The organism is Pseudoalteromonas tunicata (assembly GCF_002310815.1).
Taxonomy (GTDB): Bacteria; Pseudomonadota; Gammaproteobacteria; order Enterobacterales; family Alteromonadaceae; genus Pseudoalteromonas; species Pseudoalteromonas tunicata.
In genome coordinates this window covers 261,221-282,065 of the sequence record NZ_CP011032.1, presented here as the reverse complement: position 1 = coordinate 282,065, position 20,845 = coordinate 261,221, and the positions used below count along the sequence as shown (strand labels likewise).

The 20,845-nt window shown below is 40.1% G+C and carries 21 protein-coding genes; 12 read left to right on the top strand and 9 right to left on the bottom strand.

Features of this window, described 5'->3' with window-relative positions; all coding sequences use genetic code 11:
- Window positions 1–241: 241 nt before the first annotated feature.
- Window positions 242–2,176, bottom strand: coding sequence for an AsmA family protein (locus PTUN_RS01270; RefSeq protein WP_040644032.1), 1,935 nt, complete (start codon window positions 2,174–2,176; stop codon window positions 242–244).
- Window positions 2,177–2,454: 278 nt separating this feature from the next.
- On the opposite strand from PTUN_RS01270, the gene PTUN_RS01265 reads away from it, so the two are divergent.
- Both PTUN_RS01265 and PTUN_RS01260 read left to right on the top strand, forming a co-directional pair.
- Window positions 2,455–3,627 (top strand): hypothetical protein, encoded by a 1,173-nt coding sequence (locus PTUN_RS01265; protein ID WP_009839098.1) that lies wholly within the window; start codon window positions 2,455–2,457, stop codon window positions 3,625–3,627.
- A gap of 218 nt (window positions 3,628–3,845) precedes the next feature.
- The gene (locus tag PTUN_RS01260; RefSeq protein WP_009839099.1) at window positions 3,846–4,520 is read left to right on the top strand and encodes a TorF family putative porin; all 675 of its coding nucleotides are present in this window, start codon (window positions 3,846–3,848) and stop codon (window positions 4,518–4,520) included.
- Between the two features lie 77 nt (window positions 4,521–4,597).
- Here PTUN_RS01260 and PTUN_RS01255 read toward each other — a convergent pair whose 3' ends face one another.
- On the bottom strand, window positions 4,598–5,503 hold the full coding sequence (locus tag PTUN_RS01255; RefSeq protein ID WP_009839100.1) for an aldo/keto reductase: 906 nt from the start codon (window positions 5,501–5,503) through the stop codon (window positions 4,598–4,600).
- On the bottom strand, window positions 5,503–6,684 hold the full coding sequence (gene purT, locus PTUN_RS01250; protein WP_009839101.1) for a formate-dependent phosphoribosylglycinamide formyltransferase: 1,182 nt from the start codon (window positions 6,682–6,684) through the stop codon (window positions 5,503–5,505). Before purT ends, PTUN_RS01255 begins: the two co-directional genes overlap by 1 nt.
- A gap of 143 nt (window positions 6,685–6,827) precedes the next feature.
- Here purT and PTUN_RS01245 point away from each other — a divergent pair, with 143 nt between their 5' ends.
- The 4 genes from PTUN_RS01245 to PTUN_RS01230 are packed head-to-tail and all read left to right on the top strand — an operon-like array spanning window position 6,828 to window position 10,678.
- A complete protein-coding gene (locus PTUN_RS01245; protein ID WP_009839102.1) occupies window positions 6,828–7,538 on the top strand; it encodes a YIP1 family protein in 711 nt (236 codons plus the stop codon).
- A 23-nt stretch (window positions 7,539–7,561) separates the two neighbouring features.
- Window positions 7,562–8,740, top strand: a complete 1,179-nt coding sequence (locus PTUN_RS01240; RefSeq protein ID WP_009839103.1) for an efflux RND transporter periplasmic adaptor subunit — start codon at window positions 7,562–7,564, stop codon at window positions 8,738–8,740.
- Entirely contained in the window at window positions 8,740–9,447 is a 708-nt protein-coding gene (locus PTUN_RS01235) for an ABC transporter ATP-binding protein (RefSeq protein WP_009839104.1), read from the top strand. Before PTUN_RS01240 ends, PTUN_RS01235 begins: the two co-directional genes overlap by 1 nt.
- On the top strand, window positions 9,440–10,678 hold the full coding sequence (locus PTUN_RS01230) for an ABC transporter permease (RefSeq protein WP_009839105.1): 1,239 nt from the start codon (window positions 9,440–9,442) through the stop codon (window positions 10,676–10,678). The genes PTUN_RS01235 and PTUN_RS01230 overlap by 8 nt, the downstream gene beginning before the upstream one ends.
- Before the next feature lie 65 nt (window positions 10,679–10,743).
- Here the strand turns inward: PTUN_RS01230 and PTUN_RS01225 are convergent, their stop codons facing one another.
- The 5 genes from PTUN_RS01225 to PTUN_RS01205 form a co-directional block, all read right to left on the bottom strand.
- On the bottom strand, window positions 10,744–11,073 hold the full coding sequence (locus tag PTUN_RS01225) for a Bor/Iss family lipoprotein (protein ID WP_009839106.1): 330 nt from the start codon (window positions 11,071–11,073) through the stop codon (window positions 10,744–10,746).
- Window positions 11,063–11,395 (bottom strand): Bor family protein, encoded by a 333-nt coding sequence (locus PTUN_RS01220; RefSeq protein WP_009839107.1) that lies wholly within the window; start codon window positions 11,393–11,395, stop codon window positions 11,063–11,065. The genes PTUN_RS01225 and PTUN_RS01220 overlap by 11 nt, the downstream gene beginning before the upstream one ends.
- Window positions 11,396–11,547: 152 nt before the next feature.
- Window positions 11,548–12,213, bottom strand: coding sequence for a fumarylacetoacetate hydrolase family protein (locus tag PTUN_RS01215; protein WP_009839108.1), 666 nt, complete (start codon window positions 12,211–12,213; stop codon window positions 11,548–11,550).
- A 113-nt stretch (window positions 12,214–12,326) separates the two neighbouring features.
- Window positions 12,327–13,529: a M56 family metallopeptidase gene (locus PTUN_RS01210; protein WP_009839109.1), complete on the bottom strand. Its 1,203-nt coding sequence runs from the start codon at window positions 13,527–13,529 to the stop codon at window positions 12,327–12,329.
- Entirely contained in the window at window positions 13,522–13,896 is a 375-nt protein-coding gene (locus PTUN_RS01205; RefSeq protein ID WP_040644051.1) for a BlaI/MecI/CopY family transcriptional regulator, read from the bottom strand. Before PTUN_RS01205 ends, PTUN_RS01210 begins: the two co-directional genes overlap by 8 nt.
- Window positions 13,897–14,150: 254 nt before the next feature.
- On the opposite strand from PTUN_RS01205, the gene PTUN_RS01200 reads away from it, so the two are divergent.
- The 5 genes from PTUN_RS01200 to PTUN_RS01180 all read left to right on the top strand — a co-directional run bounded on the left by PTUN_RS01200 (window position 14,151) and on the right by PTUN_RS01180 (window position 18,357).
- Window positions 14,151–15,089 carry a prohibitin family protein gene (locus PTUN_RS01200; protein ID WP_009839111.1) on the top strand — a complete coding sequence of 313 codons (939 nt, stop codon included), beginning with the start codon at window positions 14,151–14,153 and terminating at the stop codon, window positions 15,087–15,089.
- Window positions 15,090–15,172: 83 nt separating this feature from the next.
- The gene (locus tag PTUN_RS01195) at window positions 15,173–16,090 is read left to right on the top strand and encodes an SPFH domain-containing protein (protein WP_040644052.1); all 918 of its coding nucleotides are present in this window, start codon (window positions 15,173–15,175) and stop codon (window positions 16,088–16,090) included.
- A gap of 28 nt (window positions 16,091–16,118) precedes the next feature.
- On the top strand, window positions 16,119–16,568 hold the full coding sequence (locus PTUN_RS01190) for an NfeD family protein (RefSeq protein ID WP_009839113.1): 450 nt from the start codon (window positions 16,119–16,121) through the stop codon (window positions 16,566–16,568).
- 57 nt (window positions 16,569–16,625) lie between these two features.
- On the top strand, window positions 16,626–17,675 hold the full coding sequence (locus tag PTUN_RS01185; RefSeq protein ID WP_040644053.1) for an RDD family protein: 1,050 nt from the start codon (window positions 16,626–16,628) through the stop codon (window positions 17,673–17,675).
- Window positions 17,668–18,357, top strand: coding sequence for a pseudouridine synthase (locus PTUN_RS01180; RefSeq protein ID WP_009839115.1), 690 nt, complete (start codon window positions 17,668–17,670; stop codon window positions 18,355–18,357). The genes PTUN_RS01185 and PTUN_RS01180 overlap by 8 nt, the downstream gene beginning before the upstream one ends.
- Before the next feature lie 157 nt (window positions 18,358–18,514).
- On the opposite strand, the gene PTUN_RS01175 is transcribed toward PTUN_RS01180, so the two are convergent.
- The gene (locus PTUN_RS01175; protein ID WP_009839117.1) at window positions 18,515–19,351 is read right to left on the bottom strand and encodes a glucosaminidase domain-containing protein; all 837 of its coding nucleotides are present in this window, start codon (window positions 19,349–19,351) and stop codon (window positions 18,515–18,517) included.
- Between the two features lie 135 nt (window positions 19,352–19,486).
- On the opposite strand from PTUN_RS01175, the gene PTUN_RS01170 reads away from it, so the two are divergent.
- Complete coding sequence (locus PTUN_RS01170; protein ID WP_009839118.1) at window positions 19,487–20,839, top strand: magnesium transporter; 1,353 nt, start codon at window positions 19,487–19,489, stop codon at window positions 20,837–20,839.
- The last annotated feature ends 6 nt before the right edge of the window (window positions 20,840–20,845 follow it).

Genomic DNA, 20,845 nt, shown 5'->3' with positions numbered 1-20,845 from the left:
TCTCAAGGGCGGGCAATTGTACCAGCAAACTTTAAGAAGTGGTAGGTTAAATTTTAATTAATTGGTTTATTAATGAATCAAAAATTAAACAGTGAAAAGCTTCTTGTTATTAGTCATGTGGTTATTAATTAAGCAGCAAGATAAATTCTTTTTGCTAAGGGTTATATGAGGGTAAGATTTAGCTTTTCAAGTAGCCAAAAGCACAAATTTGTACCCTTGGCTGCCTTTTAAAATGCAGCGATTAGCCAAATAATCCTTTTAGCTTATCTTTGACTTTGTCCTTCAATTTATTTTTAGTTTCTTCTTCAGCCGCCTTACTCAGATCAAGCTGCACTTTGACATCGTGGAAAGGTCCTTTAATTTTAACTGGTACTTTAAAGCCGGTACTTTTATCTGTAGTACCCTGCCCCTCTATAGAATCAACAATCCCAGTAACAAGTCGATAATTCACAGTGGTAAGGGGTAAGTTAACATCTCCCGAACCAGACACTCTAATTAGGGGACTCACTAGAGCCAAATCGGTATTAGTACCAACACCTTGCTTAAAAACAAAACTGCCGGTTAACGCTGAAAAGTCAGTTTGCTGAGATTTATCAAACCCAGTATTTAAACCCTCTTTTGCTGCTGATAAATCACCTTTAAGCATATCTTTTGCTTTACGCACTAATGCTGCAATGTTGGCGCCTTTGATCGCCCCATCATTAAAGCTAAACGCTGTTGTTCCGTTCAATCCATTTACAAACTGCTTTTGCGAGACACCTGAGGTCGTTAATTGCCATGCAAGATTTCCTTTCCCCATTAATTTATCAAAGCCTGCAGCATCGCTCAGTAACGGTTGCGCGGCAATTCCTGTCAATTTGAAATCAGTACTTAATTGATATGGTCTTTTAACTGCATTGATAAGTACTTTACCAATACCATTACCTTCATATAAACCAAACTTAGTTAAATCAAGTGTAGCGATGCCATCTTTTATATTCAGTGCTAAGGCATTTGCATCTAACTTGATTTCATTAAACAGCAATCTTGTAGAACGCACTTTAATATTTGCATTTAAACTGTTAATACCTGATAAATCGATAGGTGTATCGTCCCAAACTATCGGTTGTGATACTTGTTTTTTATCCTCTTGCGCTACCACTTGTTCTGGCTTTACTGGTAAATAAGGGTTTAAGTTCAACATTCCCAAATCAACATCTGCAGATATTGAGAGCTTTTTCGCTAAGTCGACTACAGCTTGTCCATTCACATCTAACTCATCTAACGCTAATTTTAGTTTAGTGAGAGTTAACTTTTGATTAGCGAAGTGCATAGTGGCTGCTAATTCAAACTGGTTAAATGCATCCTTTTTGGCATCCAAGGCTATTTTCTGCCAAGTTAGAATTTGTTTAACTGAATCACCTTTTAAATCCAAGCTACCCGAAAAATCCTGACCCGCCTTAGCAACTAGGCCATCAAATTTAAAATTAAAGAGCTTTGAATCAATTGCACTGCCAAGGGTAAAGTCATCACCTGCAATCACTTTGGCTAAGGTATTTAATTGTGTTACTAATTCAAATTTTTGCCCTTGATAAACTAACTCACCAGAGACTTCTAATGGTTGATAGAGTGAAGGTAATGCAACTGCTAACTCAACATCGCTCAACTGATACTGAGCCTTTGTTTGATGATCAATATAGCTAATGGTTGCATCATAAATCGCAACCTCACCCAGAGAAACATCAAACCCTTGGGGTAACTGAGTTGCGCCTTTAGCTGAAGTAGGTTGCTCTGTTGTAGCTGCGACTGCATCAAAAAGCTGCCAGTTAACTTTTCCGCTAGGCATTTTTTCTAAAATAATCTTTGGCTGACGAATAACAAATTTTTCTAATTGTATGTCACCCAATAAGGCTGATAAGTAAGGTATTTGAATTGCAAGTTGCGCCATGCTAACCATATCAGCATGTTCTGAGCCTTTAATATTGGCAAAATGCACATCATTTAATTCGAGTTTTAGAGAAGGAAAAACCGCAAGAGTCTTATCTCCTTTAATAACCAGTGTCCGACCTGTCGCTTTTTCAACCGACTCTGATACTTTATTTACTATATAATCCACGGGCACTAAAAAAGGCAACGCAACAATCAATAGCACTACGCCCAGAAGTAAACCCGCTAAAATCTTAAATAATGTTTTCATATCAATCCCTTTCAAGCCATTTCGCTTAGTGTATCTCTCAACGCAACTTAATAAAAGCAGTGCGGTCTTTTCGATAGCGTACCATCCAAAAACTTTATTATAGAGACCATTGCTAAGTCGGCTTGATTTTAATTTAAATAAAACCACACTTTATTTAGGTGAAAACACGACTATTTCCAGTGTCAAGATTGAATCGAAATAAGAACTAGGTATGATGCACGCCCCACGCTGTGCTGTGTGGTAATACTTTTAATTTTAGCCAGAGTTGAATTTACTTAATGAAAAAACTGCTTACCTCTCCTTCAAAAATGAAATTGTCTGATAGCGAAAACGTTAGCTATCAAAACATCCTTAAGTTGGTACCAGAAATTAGTTTGAATTTAATGGCAGTAAAAGTGGAGAACCACCCAAATGATTTCGCATCATGGTGTGAAGAATTATTAGATGTATGCCAAAATCGAATTAACTTCAGCTTACTTGAAGAAAAGCAACTGCCAACCGTGAAAAAAATGGTACTACAGCTGCAACAGGCAATTACCCTACAGCAATTAAAAATGCTACGCATTGCTCCTTGGCCAGTACTTTCTAGTTTTATTATTAATAAAGCCGAAACTTTAGCATTAAATGAACAACTTGCCTTAATGCAGTACATTGCTCAGATAAAACAGCAAACTCTAACGGCTATGATTGAAGAAGACCGTCTGGCGTTTGCTGGTAAACATGTACCAAATCATGATCCTGCAATTTATAAATTTGATGTTGAGTGGTTCTGCTCAACAAAAACAGCCAAAGGGTTTCACTGTGCATTAGAAGCCGCACCAGAGAAATTAGATGCTGCATTAAGCCATATTCCACTTGAAGGCGACGTAACCGAAGCGCAGTATTTAAGTTTTGTCAGCGACTATTTAGCTGCTTTTGTTGGCCTTGAGGATGATAAAGCCACTCTTGCTCCTGCAACTCGCTTATTGGCCATGCGCCGACCAGATATATTTACCGCACTTTCGCAACCTAAATTAGAGTTACTGAGCCAAGCGCTAGGATATACAAAGTTGCATAATCGCGATTTTAAACGCTATTGGTCAGATATAGTACAAACCATCAAAAACACTCCTTGGTTCAACAGCGCAATACCTGAAGATCCACAAGAGTTTGATTTATGGCAAATTCGCGCATTATTGCCAAGCATGTTCTTTTATAGTGATCAGCAACACGCCGATAACTCAAACTACATCAAGTCATTAAGCAAACCAAAATCAGCAAAAACCAAAGTGAATTTAGATAGAGGGCAAAAGCGCTCTCAAGAATCAGCCGAGATTTTAGTTGATCGCGCTTTAGCCGCCGACGATATTCCAGCACACATCAAAGCAATGCGAGATTCAATTACAGCCGAAGTTGTCAAAGGCCGAAGTGTTAATGAAACCATCGCCCTAATGCGAACTATTTTTGGTTAAAAACACACCTACTTTGTTGCATAATAAATGTGCAAAACTAACAAACAACGCACTTATTTAGTGCGTTTTTTGTTTTATCTTTTTAATCCCAATTTAAAAAATAAATAACCGACTGATATTATTGATAATTTACAGGTTAATTATTTGTTAGAATCATGGCTTATCTTTTGCAATTTCCTCAATGAAAAATTTATGCGCTATCATTAAAAGGAAATATCATGCAAAAACAAACACTCATAAGTTTAGCTCTCACCTCTTTATTAACACTTACTAGCATTAACTCGTATGCCGAAGTCACTGCAAATATGGCTGCAAATTCAAACTATTATTGGCGCGGTGTAACACAATCTGCAGATCAAGCTGCGATCTCTGGCGGAATTGATTATAGCAATGACACTGGTTTTTATGCTGGCGGCTGGGCTTCGAATATTGATTTTGGCCCAACGACTAGGGCAAGTTATGAACTTGACCTTTATGCTGGTTTTAGCCAATCGATTGGCGAGATCACCTATGATGTAGGTTACCTTTATTATGCCTATCCAGATGCAGATACATCTATAGACATGGGGGAGCTTTATGGTTCATTAAGCTGGCAATGGCTTACAGGCAAAGTTAGCTACCTTACTCACGCACAAAGTGACTCAAGCGCATCTGAAGACATGCTTTATCTCGAACTCAATGCCTCGTTTGAAATTTTAAATGCGACAGAACTCGCATTTCACTTAGGCCACTCAAGTGGTGACACTATTAACGATTGGTATGGTGAAAAGACCTACTTAGATTACAGTGTCAGCATCGCAAAAGACGGATTTTCTCTAGGGTTAGTTCAAACTAACTTAACAGATGATGATTTAAAAGTATTTGTCGGTTACAGCCTTGATTTTAAGTTATAACCAAAGTTTATTTCGCTCATTCAGATAAACAAAAGCAGCGTAATACGCTGCTTTTTTTATTTTATTTTGAAATTAACTTAAGGAACACTATGTCCTGTCGATGCTTGCCAAACACGGTACCATTGCTCACGCGACAGTGTTAATTTTTGCGCCTCTAATGCCGATGCAACCCGATTAATATTGCCAGTACCAAGCACAACCGAAGGTAAACTCGGATGCGCCAATAACCATGCGTAAACGACTTGATCAATACTGTTGGCACCTATTTCAGACGTTATTTCGTTTAAAGTGGCTTGTAAACGCAACGCTTTTGGATCTTGCTCAGAAAACAGTCGCCCGCCCGCTAATGGTGACCAACACATAGGCCGAATGTTCAACATTTGACACTGATCTAGGCTTCCATCATCGAGGGCCTTCATTTCATAAGGTGAAAATTCGATTTGATTTGTCAGCAGCGGCAACGATAAGCGCGATTGCAGCAAGGTAACTTGTGAGGAGGTAAAGTTAGACACACCAAAAGCCAGCACATCGCCATTTTTATACAATTGCATAAATGCTTCGGCTACTTCGTCAGCTTGCATTAAATAATCAGGGCGATGGATTAGTAATGCATCTAAACGATCAGTCTTAAAATGGCGCAACGATTGCTGCGCTGATGCAATAATATGCTGGGCACTTGAATCATAATGATTCACTCTACCGGCCTGAAGTTGCTCTTTCGACGCAGGACGAATACCACACTTAGTCACTATTTTAATTTGTTCGCGTACACTTGGTTTTAATTGCAATGCAGCACCAAACTGGGTTTCACATTGATAACCACCATATATATCAGCATGATCGGTCCAGGTAATCCCTAATTCAATACTCTGCTCTAAAAAGCTTAAGCACTGCTGCGGCGTTAATTGCCAAGCCAGTAAACGCCAAAAACCAAGTACTATCGGTGCAATTGGTTCAACTGAACTATTTTTAGAATCAATCATTAAAGTACAACCTCCACCGTTGATGAAACATATTTAGCATTGTTTAACGCTTGCTCAACGGTTGTAGCGCGGGCAAGGCCAACCCCCATTCGGCGTGTACCACTAACTTGTGGCTTACCAAATAAACGTAAATCGGTATTTTCTAACGCCAGTGCTTCGGCCAATTGCGTAAATTCCAGCCGTGCCGATTCTCCAGTCACTAAAATGACACTGGATGCCGAAGGCCCTCTAAAGTGAATATTAGGAATAGGTAAACCTAAAATAGCACGAGCATGCAGGGCAAATTCGCTCAAATCCTGCGATATGAGTGTCACCATACCGGTATCATGTGGTCGGGGTGAAACCTCACTAAAATAAACGTCATCACCTTTAACAAACAGCTCAACCCCAAACAGACCAAAACCTCCTAATGCTTCAGTCACTTTACTGGCCATCTCTTGAGATTTAAGTAAAGCAACCTCACTCATTGCTTGCGGCTGCCAACTTTGCTGATAATCACCATTAACTTGCACATGACCAATTGGTTGACAAAAACTTGTCCCTGCTCGGTGGCGAACCGTTAATAAAGTAATTTCATAATCAAAATCAACAAAGCCCTCAACAATCACACGCCCTTTACCTGCACGGCCACCCTCTTGGGCATAATGCCAAGCAAGACTTAAGTCAGCCTCGGTTCGAACCACACTTTGCCCTTTCCCTGAAGAACTCATAATTGGTTTAACCACACACGGCATACCAATGGCCTGCACTGCTTTGACAAAATCAGCTTCGCTATCAACAAATTGATACTGTGATGTCGGAATCGATAAATCCTCAGCCGCTAAACGGCGGATACCTTCACGGTTCATGGTTAACTGAGCAGCCTTCGCGCTTGGAACAACTGTAAAACCTTCTTGCTCTAAAGCAAGGAGCTCATCGGTAGCAATTGCCTCAATTTCAGGAACGATTAAATCAGGTTGCTCAAGCTCTATTATTGCTCTGAGTGCCGCACCATCAAGCATAGATAATACATGACTGCGGTCAGCAACTTGCATCGCTGGGGCATGCTCATAGCGATCAAGCACTATTACCTCACAGCCTAAACGTTTGAGCTCAATTACAACCTCTTTACCTAACTCACCACCCCCACACAATAAAACGCGTTTAGCGGTTGTTGAATAAGGTGTGCCAATTTTTATCATTTTAATTCCCTATTTGAGACTAAATTTATGCGATTAACCGTTCATGGATAAATTTTACCGTTTATCATAAATTTATACAGCAATTGTAATTAAATGTTAATTTATAACCAATTAGAACTAATAACGACAATAAGGGAAAAAACATGCAATCAACCAATCAATTTAATGCAATACTCGATATCTTTATCTCACCCACTAAAGTTTTTGCCGGTTTAAAAGACGCCAAAGGCTGGTTTCTAATGCCACTGATTTTAGTCTGCGGCTTAATGGCAGCTTCTCAATATACTTACTTCAGCAATGTCGATACCGAATTTCTACTCGACCAACAAGTTGCTCAAGCTGGAGCAGACTTAACTTCTGGCGAGCAAAAAATGATACGTAACCAAATGGCGAGCACTGTAGATATGCAGTATTTATTTGCCATGTTCGGTGGCATTATTGCCATTGTGGTTATGAACGCAATTATCGCTGGCTACTACAACTTTGTAGCTAAACAAGATATGACCACTGACTATAAATATGGTGACTGGTACAGTTTTGGCCTTTGGACCATGATGCCAACAACTATTTATGCTCTTGGTTTAATTGCCCTTGTATTAACTGCGCAAACCGACCAACTTCCTCTTAGCATGCACGCTTATGCATCTTTAAACCAACTGATATTTGGAATTGAAGCTGGCCAACCATTTGCAGCACTTCTCGACAGCCTAAATATCTTCTCATTTTGGAGTATTGCCATCGCTGCAATTGGCTTAAAAACTTGGACAAACTTCAGCATGAATAAAGCAATTGTATTTGCCGCCTTACCAACTGTAGTTATCTACGTTATTTGGGCAATTATTGCTGCACTTTAAGTGCAGCTTTTTGTGAGTGAATTATGAAAAAAATAGTTATTATTACACTAGCTGTAGCCGGTTTTGTTGCTTTGATTGTCTCAAAACAAATTAGCGGCAATAAAGAAGCGATAAAAGTCGATATCCAGTCAGCGCAAATTGGTAGAATTTCCGACTCAATTCTTGCTTCTGGGAATCTTGTTTTTAATACCCAAGTGCAATTGCGTTCAGAAGTAACCGGGCGCGTCGCCAAAGTCTTTGTAGAAGAAGGCCAAAGCGTGCAAGAAAATGACATTTTAATGCAGCTCGATACCCAAGCATTCGAATCAGAAGTAGAACGCATTCAAGCAATTGTGCGCGCTAGCGAAATCGAAATTAAACATGCAAAAACACGCTTAATTAATTTTGAACGCCAATTAAAGCGCCAACAAGAATTAAACGATGCGGGTTTATCGCAACAAGAAACATTAGATAACATCGAAAGCGCCCGTGATTTAGCCAAAATTGATATCGAAGCGCGTTATGAATCTCTTAATCAAGCCAAAGCTTCTTTATCGATCGCTGAAGATCGCTTAAGTAAAAGTGTCTTTCGTGCGCCAATGAGCGGGTTATTGGCATCGGTTAATATTAAAGAAGGTGAGACGGTTATTGCCGGTACTACTAACATTATTGGTTCTGATTTAATGCTTGTGGCCGACCCAAGCGCCATTTTAGCTGAACTTCGTGTTGATGAAACTGATATCGCCAGTATTAAAGAGGGGCAAGTAGCCGATATCTATGCCGCGGCTTACCCAAACCAACCTTTTAAAGGTAAAGTGATCAACATTGGTACATCAGCTAAAAATCAAGCGGGTTCTCAAGGCCTCTCTTTTCGAGTCAAAGTTTTACTCGACCCAACCGATCGCCAACTTTATGCAGGAATGAGCTGTCGCGCAGAAATTGCCTCTTTTATTGCTGAAGATACCTTAAAATTGCCAATTGAAGCGATCCAAAAAGAAGACGAAAAACACTTCGTTTGGGTTGTTGATAACAATAATAGTGTCAGTAAAAAGTTTATTGAGGTAGGTATCTCATCAGATGTTGAACAAGCGATCAAAAGTGGTTTAACCGAACAAGACAAAGTGGTCATTGGCCCGGCTCGCCCAGTTAGCAAACTAAAAGCGGGTGATATTATTAGCCAAGCAAAGGACGATGATAAAAAATCGACCAAGGATGCAGCATAATGGATGCCGTCATCAAACTTCACAATATTGAAAAACACTACAAAATGGGTGAGCAAACCTTCAAAGCGCTCGATGGTGTTAATATTGAAATTGAAGCCAACGACTACGTTGCCATTATTGGCCCTTCGGGTTCAGGCAAATCGACCTTGATGAATTTAATTGGTTGTTTAGATATCCCGACCAGTGGTGAATATTTTTTAAAAAACAAATTGGTTGAAAGCATGACCGAAACTGAACTTGCACATCAGCGCAACGAAAGTGTCGGGTTTATTTTTCAAAGCTTTAATTTACTCCCCAGAGCCACCGCACTTGAAAATGTAATGCAGCCCTTGGTTTATCGCTTTATTCCAGCCAAAGAGCGAAAATTAAAAGCGCTTGAAGCACTCAAGCGAGTGGGTTTAGCCGATAAAGTAAATCATTTATCGAATCAGCTTTCTGGGGGCCAACGCCAACGAGTTGCGATTGCTCGGGCGCTTGTTACCAAACCCCATATTTTGCTTGGTGATGAACCAACCGGTAACCTCGACAGCAAAACCACACAAGAGATCATGGCGCTGTTTGATGAGCTGCACCAAGAAGGCCATACCATCATTTTAGTCACTCATGAACAAGAAATTGCAGACCATTGCCAACGGGTTATTCGGTTAGTTGATGGTCAAGTGGTCGCCGATACACGCAATCATCATGGAGAAAAACTCAATGTTTAAATCTCTTATTGCCATTATGGAAGGGACTAAAGCAGCCCTGCAAGCTATTCGTGCTAACGCAATGCGCAGCGCTTTAACCTGTTTAGGTATTATCATTGGCGTTGCTGCGGTAATAACCGTGGTTGCGGTAATGCAAGGCTTTACTAAACAAATCAATAATATGATGGCCGACATGGCACCCGATGTCACCACTATTAAACCATTCACCAGCCCAGAGCAAGAAATGGTAGGTGTACGCAGTAAGCTCACCTACGAAGACTTTTTAGAACTTAAAGGTAAAATTAAAGAAGCAGAAACTATGACTGCACTGATGTTTACTTGGCGCTTTGCTGGCGGTGCACAATATGGTAATAAAACTCATAATTCTCGTGTGATGGGCACCGAGCAAGATTATCAAAAAGCGTACCGCACTTACCCTGATAAAGGTCGCTTTATTCGTGCCGAAGACGATGAAAAACGTCGCAGAGTTGCTTTTATTGGCCCAAGTTTAATTGAGAAACTTAACCTGCCTAAAAATCCAGTTGGTGAGTATATCAAGCTGGGTGGCGAATGGTTTCGCATTATTGGAGTTGCAGAATCGCAAGGTAGCCTCTTAGGTTTTGATCAAGATGATTATATTAACATTCCAATCAGTACCATGAGTGCGCTTGAAGGAGCCATGGGCTCAAGCAATGTACAAATTATGTTTAGGCTAAAACCCGAGGCGAATGAAGAGCAAATCACCGCTCAAATTACCCGAATCTTGCGCCAACGTCATAAAATCAAAGACGGCCAAGATAGTGACTTTGAATTTGAAACTGCTGAAAAAGCACGTGCTAACTTTGATAAATTTACCGGCAGCGCAACCGCTATTACGGCAGGCATTGTTGGTATTAGCTTAATTGTGGGCGGCATTGGCGTGATGAATATCATGCTTGTTTCTGTGACTGAACGCACCCGTGTTATAGGCACACTCAAAGCGCTGGGCGCAACACCGGGCTTTATCATGCTACAGTTTTTAGTTGAGGCCGTCGTATTATCGCTTTTTGGTGGTCTAATTGGCTTAGCGCTTGGTTATGGTATGGCAGCCATGATTTCAGCCATGGTGCCAAGTATGCCCGATGCGTTTATTCCTGGGTGGGCCATAATGCTATCGTTTGGTTTCACCTCTATGATAGGGATTGTTTTTGGTTTAGCTCCGGCAATCAAGGCTGCTCGACTCAACCCTATCGATGCTTTACGTTACGAATAATCAACCTTGGATGTTGATAACAAAAAGGCTGCAATTGCAGCCTTTTTACTTATAAAATTAATATTTTATTCAGATGCCATTGGCACTTGTGTCATTGCACAGCTGGTTTTTACAGTTTTTGGATACCAAATTGGCCCAAGAGAATTTACTGCCCCACCCGCTAAGCCATTAATAAATGACAATTGCGTTTCAACACTCTGCCATTGACCACCATTACAGTTAGTCTTTAAATCAACCGGAATTGAGCCTTCATATAATGCTAATGCAAAATTATGGTGCCATTGTTCATTTGTGGCAGGCACATTAACCCCTTGGCTACCATTATCAAAATGAATGCTTGTACAACCTGTTGCAACTAAGGTTAATGCTGCGATTAAAAGAATCTTAGTTTGCATGGTTTGTCTCCATTGGGATTGCTAGATTTGCTTGATTGTCACACCACACTTTTACAGTGTGCGGTGCATAAATACCGAAGGTAATACCTCCTAACAAAGCATCTGTAAATGTCGCTTGTGACTGCATTTGCAATACCCTGCTGTTACCACACACTTGCTTAACATCAACACGCTCTTCCCCAACTAATCCCCACAAAAAAAATGGACGGCTGTCTTGATAGGTTGGTTGCGTTGATAGCTTAGTTATTTTTTCTGGCTGAATTGTTACCGAAGAACATGCCGCCAATGATAATATTGCGACACCTAACACTAATTTTTTCATCTGAGAACCCTTAATTGCGTTTGTCCCAATTATAAAGGGAATGCCTTGGGTAAGTCGTAAAAAACTGTTAGTGAATTGTAAGGAATGCAACAATAAATCACAGATACAATCAGCATAAATGAATAATCTCAGGCTAATTTTTGAGCGCTTGTTTATACCAACAAAATTTGGCCTGAGGCCAATGTGTTTTTTTGCAACGTAACGACAAGTTGATCACCAGAGTTAAGCTTACCAACTCCTTTTGGTGTCCCGGTAAGTACGATATCACCAGGTTGAAGAGTAAAATATTGGCGAATCTCATCAAGTAATTGAACTATCGAAAAAACCATCTCAGAAGTGTGTCCAATCTGGCGTATTTCATTATTAATAGAGAGGTTAAATTCGAGATTGTTGAAATCTGTCTGCTCAGTGATTTGAATAAAAGGACTTACAATACAACTATTATCATAAGCTTTAGCTTTTTCCCACGGATGTCCTTTGCTTTTAAGTTCAGCCTGCACATTCCTTAAGGTTAAATCCATCGCAACTCCAATTCCTATAACTTGCTGCTGCAAATCTAATTCAGTTGAAGCACTAATAGTTTGACCAATTAACAATGCAAGCTCAGCTTCATAATGATGCTCACCCAAACGCTGCGCTAATGGTATTTGCCCTTTGAATGCAACAAAACTACTGCTTGGTTTGATGAATAACATCGGGCTATCGGGGACTGCATTATTTAATTCCGCAGCATGTTCACGGTAATTTCGCCCAATACAAACCGCTTTAGCAGGTACCAAGGCTATTTCGCCCGCATTTAACCATTCAAACTTTTCCATACGTCCCCCTGTTAACATCTCAAACCAATCTCATGATTTAGAAAAATAGAATCTTACTCAGATACAAAAAAGGCGCAATAGCGCCTTTTAAATAATAAAATTAGATTGTTAACTTAATGAACGACTTTGATTCGCTCAAGCAAATCTGATTGCTTACTTTCTTCAGACAATAAAAAATCCAACTGCACCAATAAGTTTTGAGCACCTTGTGTGGTAGCTTTGTATTGCCATTGTTCTAATGCCACAGTAGCATTCTTTTCAAAGACCTTTTCAGGCTGCGCACTGACAACTGACACATTTTTAACTTGCCCTGCAGGATTAATGTCATATTTTAAAACTACTGAACCTTCTATTTTTTGTGCCACAGCGTCAGCTGGATATTTTGGCTCAATACGCATTATAGGTGACACTTTACTATCAGCTTGAGCGCCTTCTTTAGTGGCATGATCACCCGCCACCGCAACACCACCTAACAATCCAGTGATTAAAGTCAGCATTGCAAACTGTACAAACGGCTTTTTACTGCTGCGATTTTTAATGAAATTTAAACGATTTAGCATGGTGCGTTTCTCCGTATAATGGGTATAGGCATAAAGCTGATGTTGGTTATTTTCAATGCTTAGTAGCATCGCCTTTCCATAAGCAAGACACTCTTCGACTGATTTGTTTTCTAACACAGTTTCATCACAAGCAAGCTCTTGTAAACGTCGATAACTTTGATAACCCAGCCAACTGAGCGGATTAAACCAAAAAAGACATAATAAACTCACAGCAAGTAAATTAAAAAAGGCATCTTTACGACGATAATGGCAAAGTTCATGCTCTATTATCATGCTCAATTGCTCAGTACTGTAGAGCTGCTGATAGTTCACAGGAAGCACTAATTTAGGACGTAAAAAACCAATCAAAATTGGGCTGGCAACGTGTGCACTACTCACTATTTTGACTGGCTTCAATTCATTATTTTTAATTGAAAAAGCGGGTTCATCATTAAAAGCAACATGCTGTTTGTGGGCAAAGACACACAACAATCCCGAACCAATACAACCAAACAACCATAACAAAACACTGAAATGGTAATTAAAACTCTCATCTGAATTAGCAGACAGCTGCACCACATAGCTTGGTATTTCAAAAGTGGTTTGAGGTTTTAGAGCAGAGGGTAAATTATTGGCCAGCAATACCAACGGTAGGAGCAACCAAAGTAAATAAGTCAGTCGCGCACTGAGCTGCCTAATCATGGTGCGCTCCAATAACAACATCAGTAAGATTGCGCTACTAAGCACAACTTGCTGACTAAAGATCCAATCAATCATTTTCTTTTTCCCACTGCGCGATAACCTGTTTAAGTTCATCGATATCAGTTTGACTAAGCTGTTCTGTTTTAGCAAAACCCGCGACTAAAGGAGCAATGCGGCCACTAAATAAGCGCTCGATCAAGCTTTGACTTTCTTTTAGGGTATAACTTTCGCGCTCTAGTAGTGGAGAATATAAATAACTGCGCTGCTGCTTTGAGAAATCAATAGCACCTTTTTTAACCATACGATTTAAAAGCGTTTTAACTGTTTTTTCATGCCAAGGTTTTTGCTGATTCAGCCTATCAATAATGTCATTGGCACTCGCTGGGTGAGCAAGCCAAATCGCTTCTAACACTTCAAATTCTGCTTTGCTAATTTCAATCACCGTCTTTTCACTTTTTTGATTACAGTTGTAATACTTATAAATTACACCCGTAATCAAAATTGCGCAAGTATATTTTTAATTCAATTATCCCGCTTAAACCGACTTAAACTTGTGCCCACTCAAAACTCTAAAATTTTCCTTAGCTAGTCCCATTTAACCTTTGAGAACAACAAAAAGACCGACAATCATTATTTATACCTTTGTGCCTGATAATTTGTTACTTTTTGTGTAACAAAACAAAGAGGAAGTTCACCATGATTAAAAACAATAACGAATTACCAGACTTAGCTAAGGTAGCCACAAAAACTAAGGGAGTGGTTATTTCTGGGATTCTCGGTATTACGGCATTAGTAGTTTTCTTTCAATCACTTTATACCGTTGATGAAGGCCATGTAGGTATTATCAAACGATTTGGTGAAGCGACTGAACAGGTAAATCCTGGCCTCCATACTAAAATCCCATTTGTCGATACCGTTGAAGTACTTGAAATTCGTACACGTAAAAATGTTGAAACATTAAATGCATCAACTCATGAGCAAATGCCAGTGACAGCAGAAGTGTCAATAAACTGGACAGTAATGCGCGAGCAGGCATTTGATTTATTTAAAAGTTATGGTGGTTTAACTCAGTTTGAAACGCGAATTTTAGACCCAAAACTTCGCTCAGCTACAAAAGATGCGCTCGCTCGTTATAAAGCAGAAGAGTTAATTCAAAATCGCTCGCAAGTAATTGCACAAATTGAAGAACTATTAGTAGAAGAAATGAAAGAGTATCCGGTAAAACTCGATTCAGCACAGTTAGAGAATCTAGGGTTGCCGCAAAAATACATTCAATCGATTGAAACAAAACAAACAGAGAAGAACTTAGCTGCAGCCGAAATGCACCGCTTAGAACGTCAAAAACTAGAAGCTCAGCAACAAGTTAATACTGCTTTCGCACAACGCGATGCGGCAAAAGCACAAGCTGATGGTAAAGCCTATTCTATTAAAGCCGAAGCTCAAGCAGAAGCTGAAGCAATTAAACTAAAAGGCTTAGCTGAAGCTGAGTCAATTCAGAAAAAAGTGGAAGCGCTAAAAGGCTCTAAAGAAATGGTCGAATATGTCAAAGCACAACAATGGAATGGTCAAATGCCAACCACGGTAATGGGCTCTGAACAAAGTGTTCTTTGGAATCTTGAGCAAAAACAAAAGTAATTACGGTAATGAACTACAACACTGTGAGGGGCATAGTCGCCCTTTCACAGCAACTTTAATAAATAAAAATGGAAGGGTTATTTATGGCTGAAAATATGTCGGTTTTAGTGCTACTTGGTTTAGCATTTATTGTAATTTTAACGGCGATTAAAATTGTGCCTCAAGGATATCATTACACAGTTGAACGTTTTGGTCGCTACACTCGCACTCTAACACCTGGCTTACACTTTATCGTGCCATTTGTTGATTCAGTTGGTCGTAAACAAAATATGATGGAGCAAGTATTAGATGTTGACCCGCAAGTAGTTATTTCATCGGACAATGCTCAAGTAACGACTGACGCAGTGTGTTTTTTCCAAGTACTTGATCCGGTTAAATCATCATATGAAGTTAATGATTTAGAACGTGCAATGCAAAACCTAGTGATGACCAATATCCGCTCGGTATTAGGTTCGATGGAATTAGATGAAATGCTTTCAAACCGTGATCGTATTAATGGTGCACTACTGCTTAAGATTGATGAAGCGACCGATCCTTGGGGCGTTAAAGTCACCCGTATCGAGATTAAAGATATTGCCCCACCACAAGATTTAGTGGATTCAATGGCGCGCCAAATGAAAGCCGAACGTGAAAAACGTGCCATTATTTTAGAGGCCGAAGGTGAGCGAGAAGCCGCAATTAAAGTGGCTGAAGGTGAAAAGCAAGCTGCTATTTTAAAAGCAGAAGGTCAATTAGAAGCGGCAAAACGTGAAGCTGAAGCACGAGAGCGTTTAGCGGGCGCTGAAGCTGAAGCCACTCGTTTAGTCTCTGAATCAATTAAAAATGGCGATCAGCGCGCAATAAATTACTTCGTTGCGCAAAAGTATATGGATGCACTGGGTCAACTTGCAGCATCGGATAACAATAAGATCATGATGATCCCATTAGACGCAAGTAGCATGTTAGGTTCAATTGCCGGCATTGCTGAAATAGCAAAAGATGCGTTTGGTAACAAACAATAAGCCAAGGTTAGTTATGTAGGAGGTTAAAATGCTTGAACTTTTTACTCAAATTGAAGCGTGGCACTGGTTAATATTAGGGCTATTGTTACTCGGTGCTGAAGCATTAGGCACCGCAGGCTTTTTACTCGGTGCCGCCATCGCTGCATTTTGTATTATGCTTGTTAAGTTTGCCTTACCTGAGCTGAGCTGGCAGTGGCAAATGAGTTTATTTGCTGTTCTTTCAGTCATATTATCGATTTTGTACTGGAAGTTCTTTAAGCGCTTTAATCAACAAAGTGACCATAAAGAGCTTAATCAACGCAGCCATCATTTAATCGGCAAAGAGTGGGTATTGAGCGAAACAATTACAATAGGTGAAAACCACGTGCAGATCGGTGATACTTATTGGAAAGTATTTAGTGATCAAGATATTAAAGCTGGCAGCAGAGTAAAAGTAATCAGTGCTGACCCAATGTCTTTAACCATCGGCACTGTTTAACCGTGCAACCATTAACCCAGTTAGAGGGAGCCAGCTTAAATGCTGGCTTTTTATGTCATGAAAGCCAGTGAATTTAAACAACTCGATTTAAGTAGCGACGAAACCCGCGAAATTATCACCCCATACGCTTTTAAAATTAATGAAGCATTATTAGGCCTGCCTCTTGCTCACCCTCATCGTCGAGGGTTTGCGATGCTAATCGATGTTGCGCTTATTTTTTTAGCTGCAAAACTAAGCGCAGCTATAATTGCGTTTGTTGCTGCTATGGCTTTTTATAAAGGCACCGCAGAGCAATATTTACCAACTATGAGTGGCTGGGTAAGGCGAAGTTTAAAAATTATTGCCGCCTCTTTTTTGTTTGTCGCATCCCTTTCCTTACTCAGTGAAGGGATTGACTATTTTGAAGACTCACCAAAGCCCATAGTGAGCGGGCTCAATGGCGATATCAATTTTACTGCCGCACAAAAAAAAGCGCTGGAACACTACTTAGCCACAACCGAAGACGAAAACTGCAACCCAGAGTGCCAACAACAAGCCCAGGAAACTCTAATTAAAGCAGCGCCGAATTTTGAGGATTTAGTGGATGATGAAACAAAACAATTAAATCACTTCATTTTAAACATGCTAACCCATATTGATACTCCAGCAGTACAACAAGCCACTAGCATCGCAGAGCAAAGTAAACTCGCTCCTTTGACCGAAAAAATAAACACCGATAAACCAGAAGCTAATCCCACAAAAAGCAACCAACCGCCTTACAGCCTAATTGAATGGGCAAAAGGTATTTTATCAGATTTAGGGTTAGGTTTTGGCTGGGCTGCGGTGTACTTCACCTTATTTCCGTTATTATGGCGCGGGCAAACGCCGGGGAAAAAACTACTTAATATCCGAGTCGTTTCGTTATCAGGCGAATATTTATCGCTTTGGGAGGCGTTTGGTCGTTATGGTGGTTATGGCGCTGGGTTTGCCACCGGTTTATTGGGCTTTTTACAAATCTATTGGGATCCAAACCGCCAAGCAATTCAAGATAAAATCAGCGCGACTGTGGTTATTAAAGGCTCGCTCAAACAAGCAATTAAATTAGATGAACTAAAACATCATGAATGACGGCATTCGTTTAGCAAAATACATTGCCAATGCTGGACTGTGCTCACGTCGCCAAGCATCACGTTTAATTGATCAAGGTTTGGTGACTGTAAATGGCGGTATCGCCGATCACATCTGTTTTGTGGGTACCGATGATGTGATTACCGTTAATGATGAGTTGCTAGTCTATCAAACAGAGCAAGTCTATTACCTGTTTAACAAACCGGTGGGGATTGATAGCCGTTTATTACCAAACGACTCGGCAAGCTTAATTCATTTACTCCCCTCTGAAATACGTATTTACCCAATTGGCCGCTTGGATAAAGATTCTTATGGACTGATGATATTGACCAATGATGGTGAGCTATACCATCAAATGAACCACCCCGATCACCATCAAGAAAAAGAGTACAGAGTATCGGTTGAGCGCCCTATTGATGCTAATTTTTGCAATAAAATGGCGCAAGGTATCCCAGTTGATGGTCAACTCACACAACCTTGCAGTGTTTGGCAAACCGCAGAAAACGAATTTCATATTGTGCTAACCCAAGGCCTTAACCGGCAAATTCGAAAAATGGCCAAGCATTGTGGTTATAAGGTGGTTGATTTAGAGCGCATTCGCATTGCGAACTTAGCTATTGGCGACTTATCTGCTGGTGAATTCAAAACTCTGACAAAAGCCGACATTCTATTACAGCGTTAACATGGTGTATCTTTGCCTTTAAACACAGAAATAAAAAAGCCCTAACACGTTAGGGCAATTGCAAAAATAAGTTGTAACATCACAATAAGCATAACAAGCAGCTGTTTAATTGGCATGTGGCATTTTGTCGCAGTTTGCTAATTAATCCCTATCATTGCTACTCAACACTAGCTTTAGCCATAGACTGATCGGTAACAGCGATAGCATCATCATATCGAGTTAATTTATTTTGTTTTATCATTCTCACTACTTTTGCGATGTATTGATCTTTCATCTGCGAGTAGTCAAGTAAACCATGTATTAATACCAATCCAGTTACAGCTTGTTGTTGGGTTCGCTGAGCCAAGCGAATTTGACGCATTGGCGTATAAGGATGGTAAGCATTTAAATTCCGCATGTACTTGCGTACGGCTTCATTTACTGTTTTGAATTTAGCCACTTCATGATATTTGTTGTCATCGCGACCAAGTGGTACAAAACCGCAGCCTTTACTAAAACACCAATGGCCAAACAAATTATTCCCCTCTTTTGCAAAGCGAGAACTGCCCCACCCCGATTCAATCGCAGCTTGCGCGAGTGCAAGAGAAGGAGGGATCACATCAACGCGGCGTAGCAACACAGCAAAAAAGTCTGCCTCAAAAGGTTGTTCGTCAAGATCATAAGCCTCAGCATATGCCTGTAATACCTCAAGATCTTGTTCACTAAAAGTGTTGCCTTGTTTAAATTGCTCTGCGTACTGGCTGACCTGAACTCGTTGCGCACGAATAAAGTCATTTTGTTCTTTAATAATGGGGCGTAAAAAATCAAAAAAAGCCTGTTTTTTCGCTTTTACATCTTGATACTGCTCAAAATCTGGCAAGCTGGTAACGGGCGCTTTACTGGTCGCATTTAATACCGCGAGCGGCTCTGTCATTGTCATCCGATAAAACAAAGCTCCGACAACTAACATCAACAGAGCCAAGCCAATTAATAATCGCTTTTGTGATACCGCCATAAGTGCTCCTTAGGGTAAAAAATATCACTTAAGTTAAGTTTTTATCTCATAACTATCAGCTTAGCCAACTATTTTTTCATTAGTCAGGTAAACTGAAGATAAAAATAGCGCTCAAAAAGAACTAAAGGTGAAGTGATGATAGAGTACCCAATTGATAAATTACCTGAGCTTATTAATGAGTTAATTCTGTGCGATACCACCACACGAAAAAATAAATTACTCCTAGATGCCCAACAAAATCTTTCAACCGAACATCTTTCTCTTTTATTTGAAGCTATTCCAAAAGATTTACGGATGGATATTTGGGAGCTGCTCGATGATGATACCCAGCACGAAATATTCGTTAATTTAGGCGATGATAGCTGTCGATGGCTATTACATACCCTTGAAGATGAAGCCTGCTTTAAGCTACTCGAAGAAGTTAATGTTGCTGAACTATTAGAACTTGAAGAAGTCATCCCACAGCGTTTTATTGATTATGCTAAAAAGCAACTTGATGAAGCACAAACTAAACAATATGAATTAGCTCAACAATATAGCCAAGATAAACTCGGCCACTGGCTAGGATTTGATTTTTTAAAAGTCTCAGAAAAGCTCACCATTGCCGGAGCAAAAAAATTACTGTTAAAAGGGCTGCCACAATTTACAGAAGTCATTTATCTCGTCACCCGTCAAGGCCGTTTAATGGGAGAAGTGGCTGTTAATGACTTACTAAAAGCTCAAGATCAAGACTCTCTATTAGCGCTTGCTAACCACGATATCGTCAGCCTTGCGGCAGAAGATGACCTGTATGAGGCTGCCGAAGTAGTCATCCATAGTGGCAATATGGCGACACCTATTGTTAATGCCGACAATCGCTTAATTGGCCGCTTAACGATTGCAGCCGCGTATGAATTACGCCAAGAGAATATTGATTCTGCCGCAGTGAATGCCGGTGGTTTAAGTAAAGACGAAGATTTATTTGCTAGTGTTCGTAAAAGTGCTAAAAACCGAGGCATTTGGCTTGGTATTAATTTAGTCACTGCATTTTTAGCATCATGGTTTATTGGTTTGTTTGGCGCAACGATTGAGCAAGTTGTTGCACTTGCAGTATTAATGCCGGTTGTCGCGTCAATGGGCGGCATTGCCGGTAGCCAAACTTTAACTGTTATTGTTAGAGGTTTGGCACTTGGTCAAGTCACCGATGCTAACCGCAATGCATTACTCAAAAAAGAGCTGCGAGTCGGTGCGCTCAATGGCTTGGTATGGTCATTAGTCATTGGTGCTATAACTTACTTATGGTTTAACGATGGTATGTTAAGCCTTACCATCACAGTAGCGATTTTATTAAACTTAGTGGCAGCGTCTCTTTCAGGTGTTTGGATCCCTTGGGTACTAGATAGATTAAAAATCGACCCTGCACTTTCAGGCTCTGTGATTTTAACCACAGTAACAGACATTGTTGGATTCGTTACCTTTTTAGGTTTAGGTAGCTTACTGCTGCTTTAACAGGAC

Bases quoted from the DNA above. Each gene is read 5' to 3' on its own strand.
- PTUN_RS01270 (WP_040644032.1), bottom strand. From the start codon at position 2,176: ATGAAAACATTATTTAAGATTTTAGCGGGTTTACTTCTGGGCGTAGTG.
- PTUN_RS01265 (WP_009839098.1), top strand. From the start codon at position 2,455: ATGAAAAAACTGCTTACCTCTCCTTCAAAAATGAAATTGTCTGATAGC.
- PTUN_RS01260 (WP_009839099.1), top strand. From the start codon at position 3,846: ATGCAAAAACAAACACTCATAAGTTTAGCTCTCACCTCTTTATTAACA.
- PTUN_RS01255 (WP_009839100.1), bottom strand. From the start codon at position 5,503: ATGATTGATTCTAAAAATAGTTCAGTTGAACCAATTGCACCGATAGTA.
- purT (WP_009839101.1), bottom strand. From the start codon at position 6,684: ATGATAAAAATTGGCACACCTTATTCAACAACCGCTAAACGCGTTTTA.
- PTUN_RS01245 (WP_009839102.1), top strand. From the start codon at position 6,828: ATGCAATCAACCAATCAATTTAATGCAATACTCGATATCTTTATCTCA.
- PTUN_RS01240 (WP_009839103.1), top strand. From the start codon at position 7,562: ATGAAAAAAATAGTTATTATTACACTAGCTGTAGCCGGTTTTGTTGCT.
- PTUN_RS01235 (WP_009839104.1), top strand. From the start codon at position 8,740: ATGGATGCCGTCATCAAACTTCACAATATTGAAAAACACTACAAAATG.
- PTUN_RS01230 (WP_009839105.1), top strand. From the start codon at position 9,440: ATGTTTAAATCTCTTATTGCCATTATGGAAGGGACTAAAGCAGCCCTG.
- PTUN_RS01225 (WP_009839106.1), bottom strand. From the start codon at position 11,073: ATGCAAACTAAGATTCTTTTAATCGCAGCATTAACCTTAGTTGCAACA.
- PTUN_RS01220 (WP_009839107.1), bottom strand. From the start codon at position 11,395: ATGAAAAAATTAGTGTTAGGTGTCGCAATATTATCATTGGCGGCATGT.
- PTUN_RS01215 (WP_009839108.1), bottom strand. From the start codon at position 12,213: ATGGAAAAGTTTGAATGGTTAAATGCGGGCGAAATAGCCTTGGTACCT.
- PTUN_RS01210 (WP_009839109.1), bottom strand. From the start codon at position 13,529: ATGATTGATTGGATCTTTAGTCAGCAAGTTGTGCTTAGTAGCGCAATC.
- PTUN_RS01200 (WP_009839111.1), top strand. From the start codon at position 14,151: ATGATTAAAAACAATAACGAATTACCAGACTTAGCTAAGGTAGCCACA.
- PTUN_RS01195 (WP_040644052.1), top strand. From the start codon at position 15,173: ATGGCTGAAAATATGTCGGTTTTAGTGCTACTTGGTTTAGCATTTATT.
- PTUN_RS01190 (WP_009839113.1), top strand. From the start codon at position 16,119: ATGCTTGAACTTTTTACTCAAATTGAAGCGTGGCACTGGTTAATATTA.
- PTUN_RS01185 (WP_040644053.1), top strand. From the start codon at position 16,626: ATGAAAGCCAGTGAATTTAAACAACTCGATTTAAGTAGCGACGAAACC.
- PTUN_RS01180 (WP_009839115.1), top strand. From the start codon at position 17,668: ATGAATGACGGCATTCGTTTAGCAAAATACATTGCCAATGCTGGACTG.
- PTUN_RS01175 (WP_009839117.1), bottom strand. From the start codon at position 19,351: ATGGCGGTATCACAAAAGCGATTATTAATTGGCTTGGCTCTGTTGATG.
- PTUN_RS01170 (WP_009839118.1), top strand. From the start codon at position 19,487: ATGATAGAGTACCCAATTGATAAATTACCTGAGCTTATTAATGAGTTA.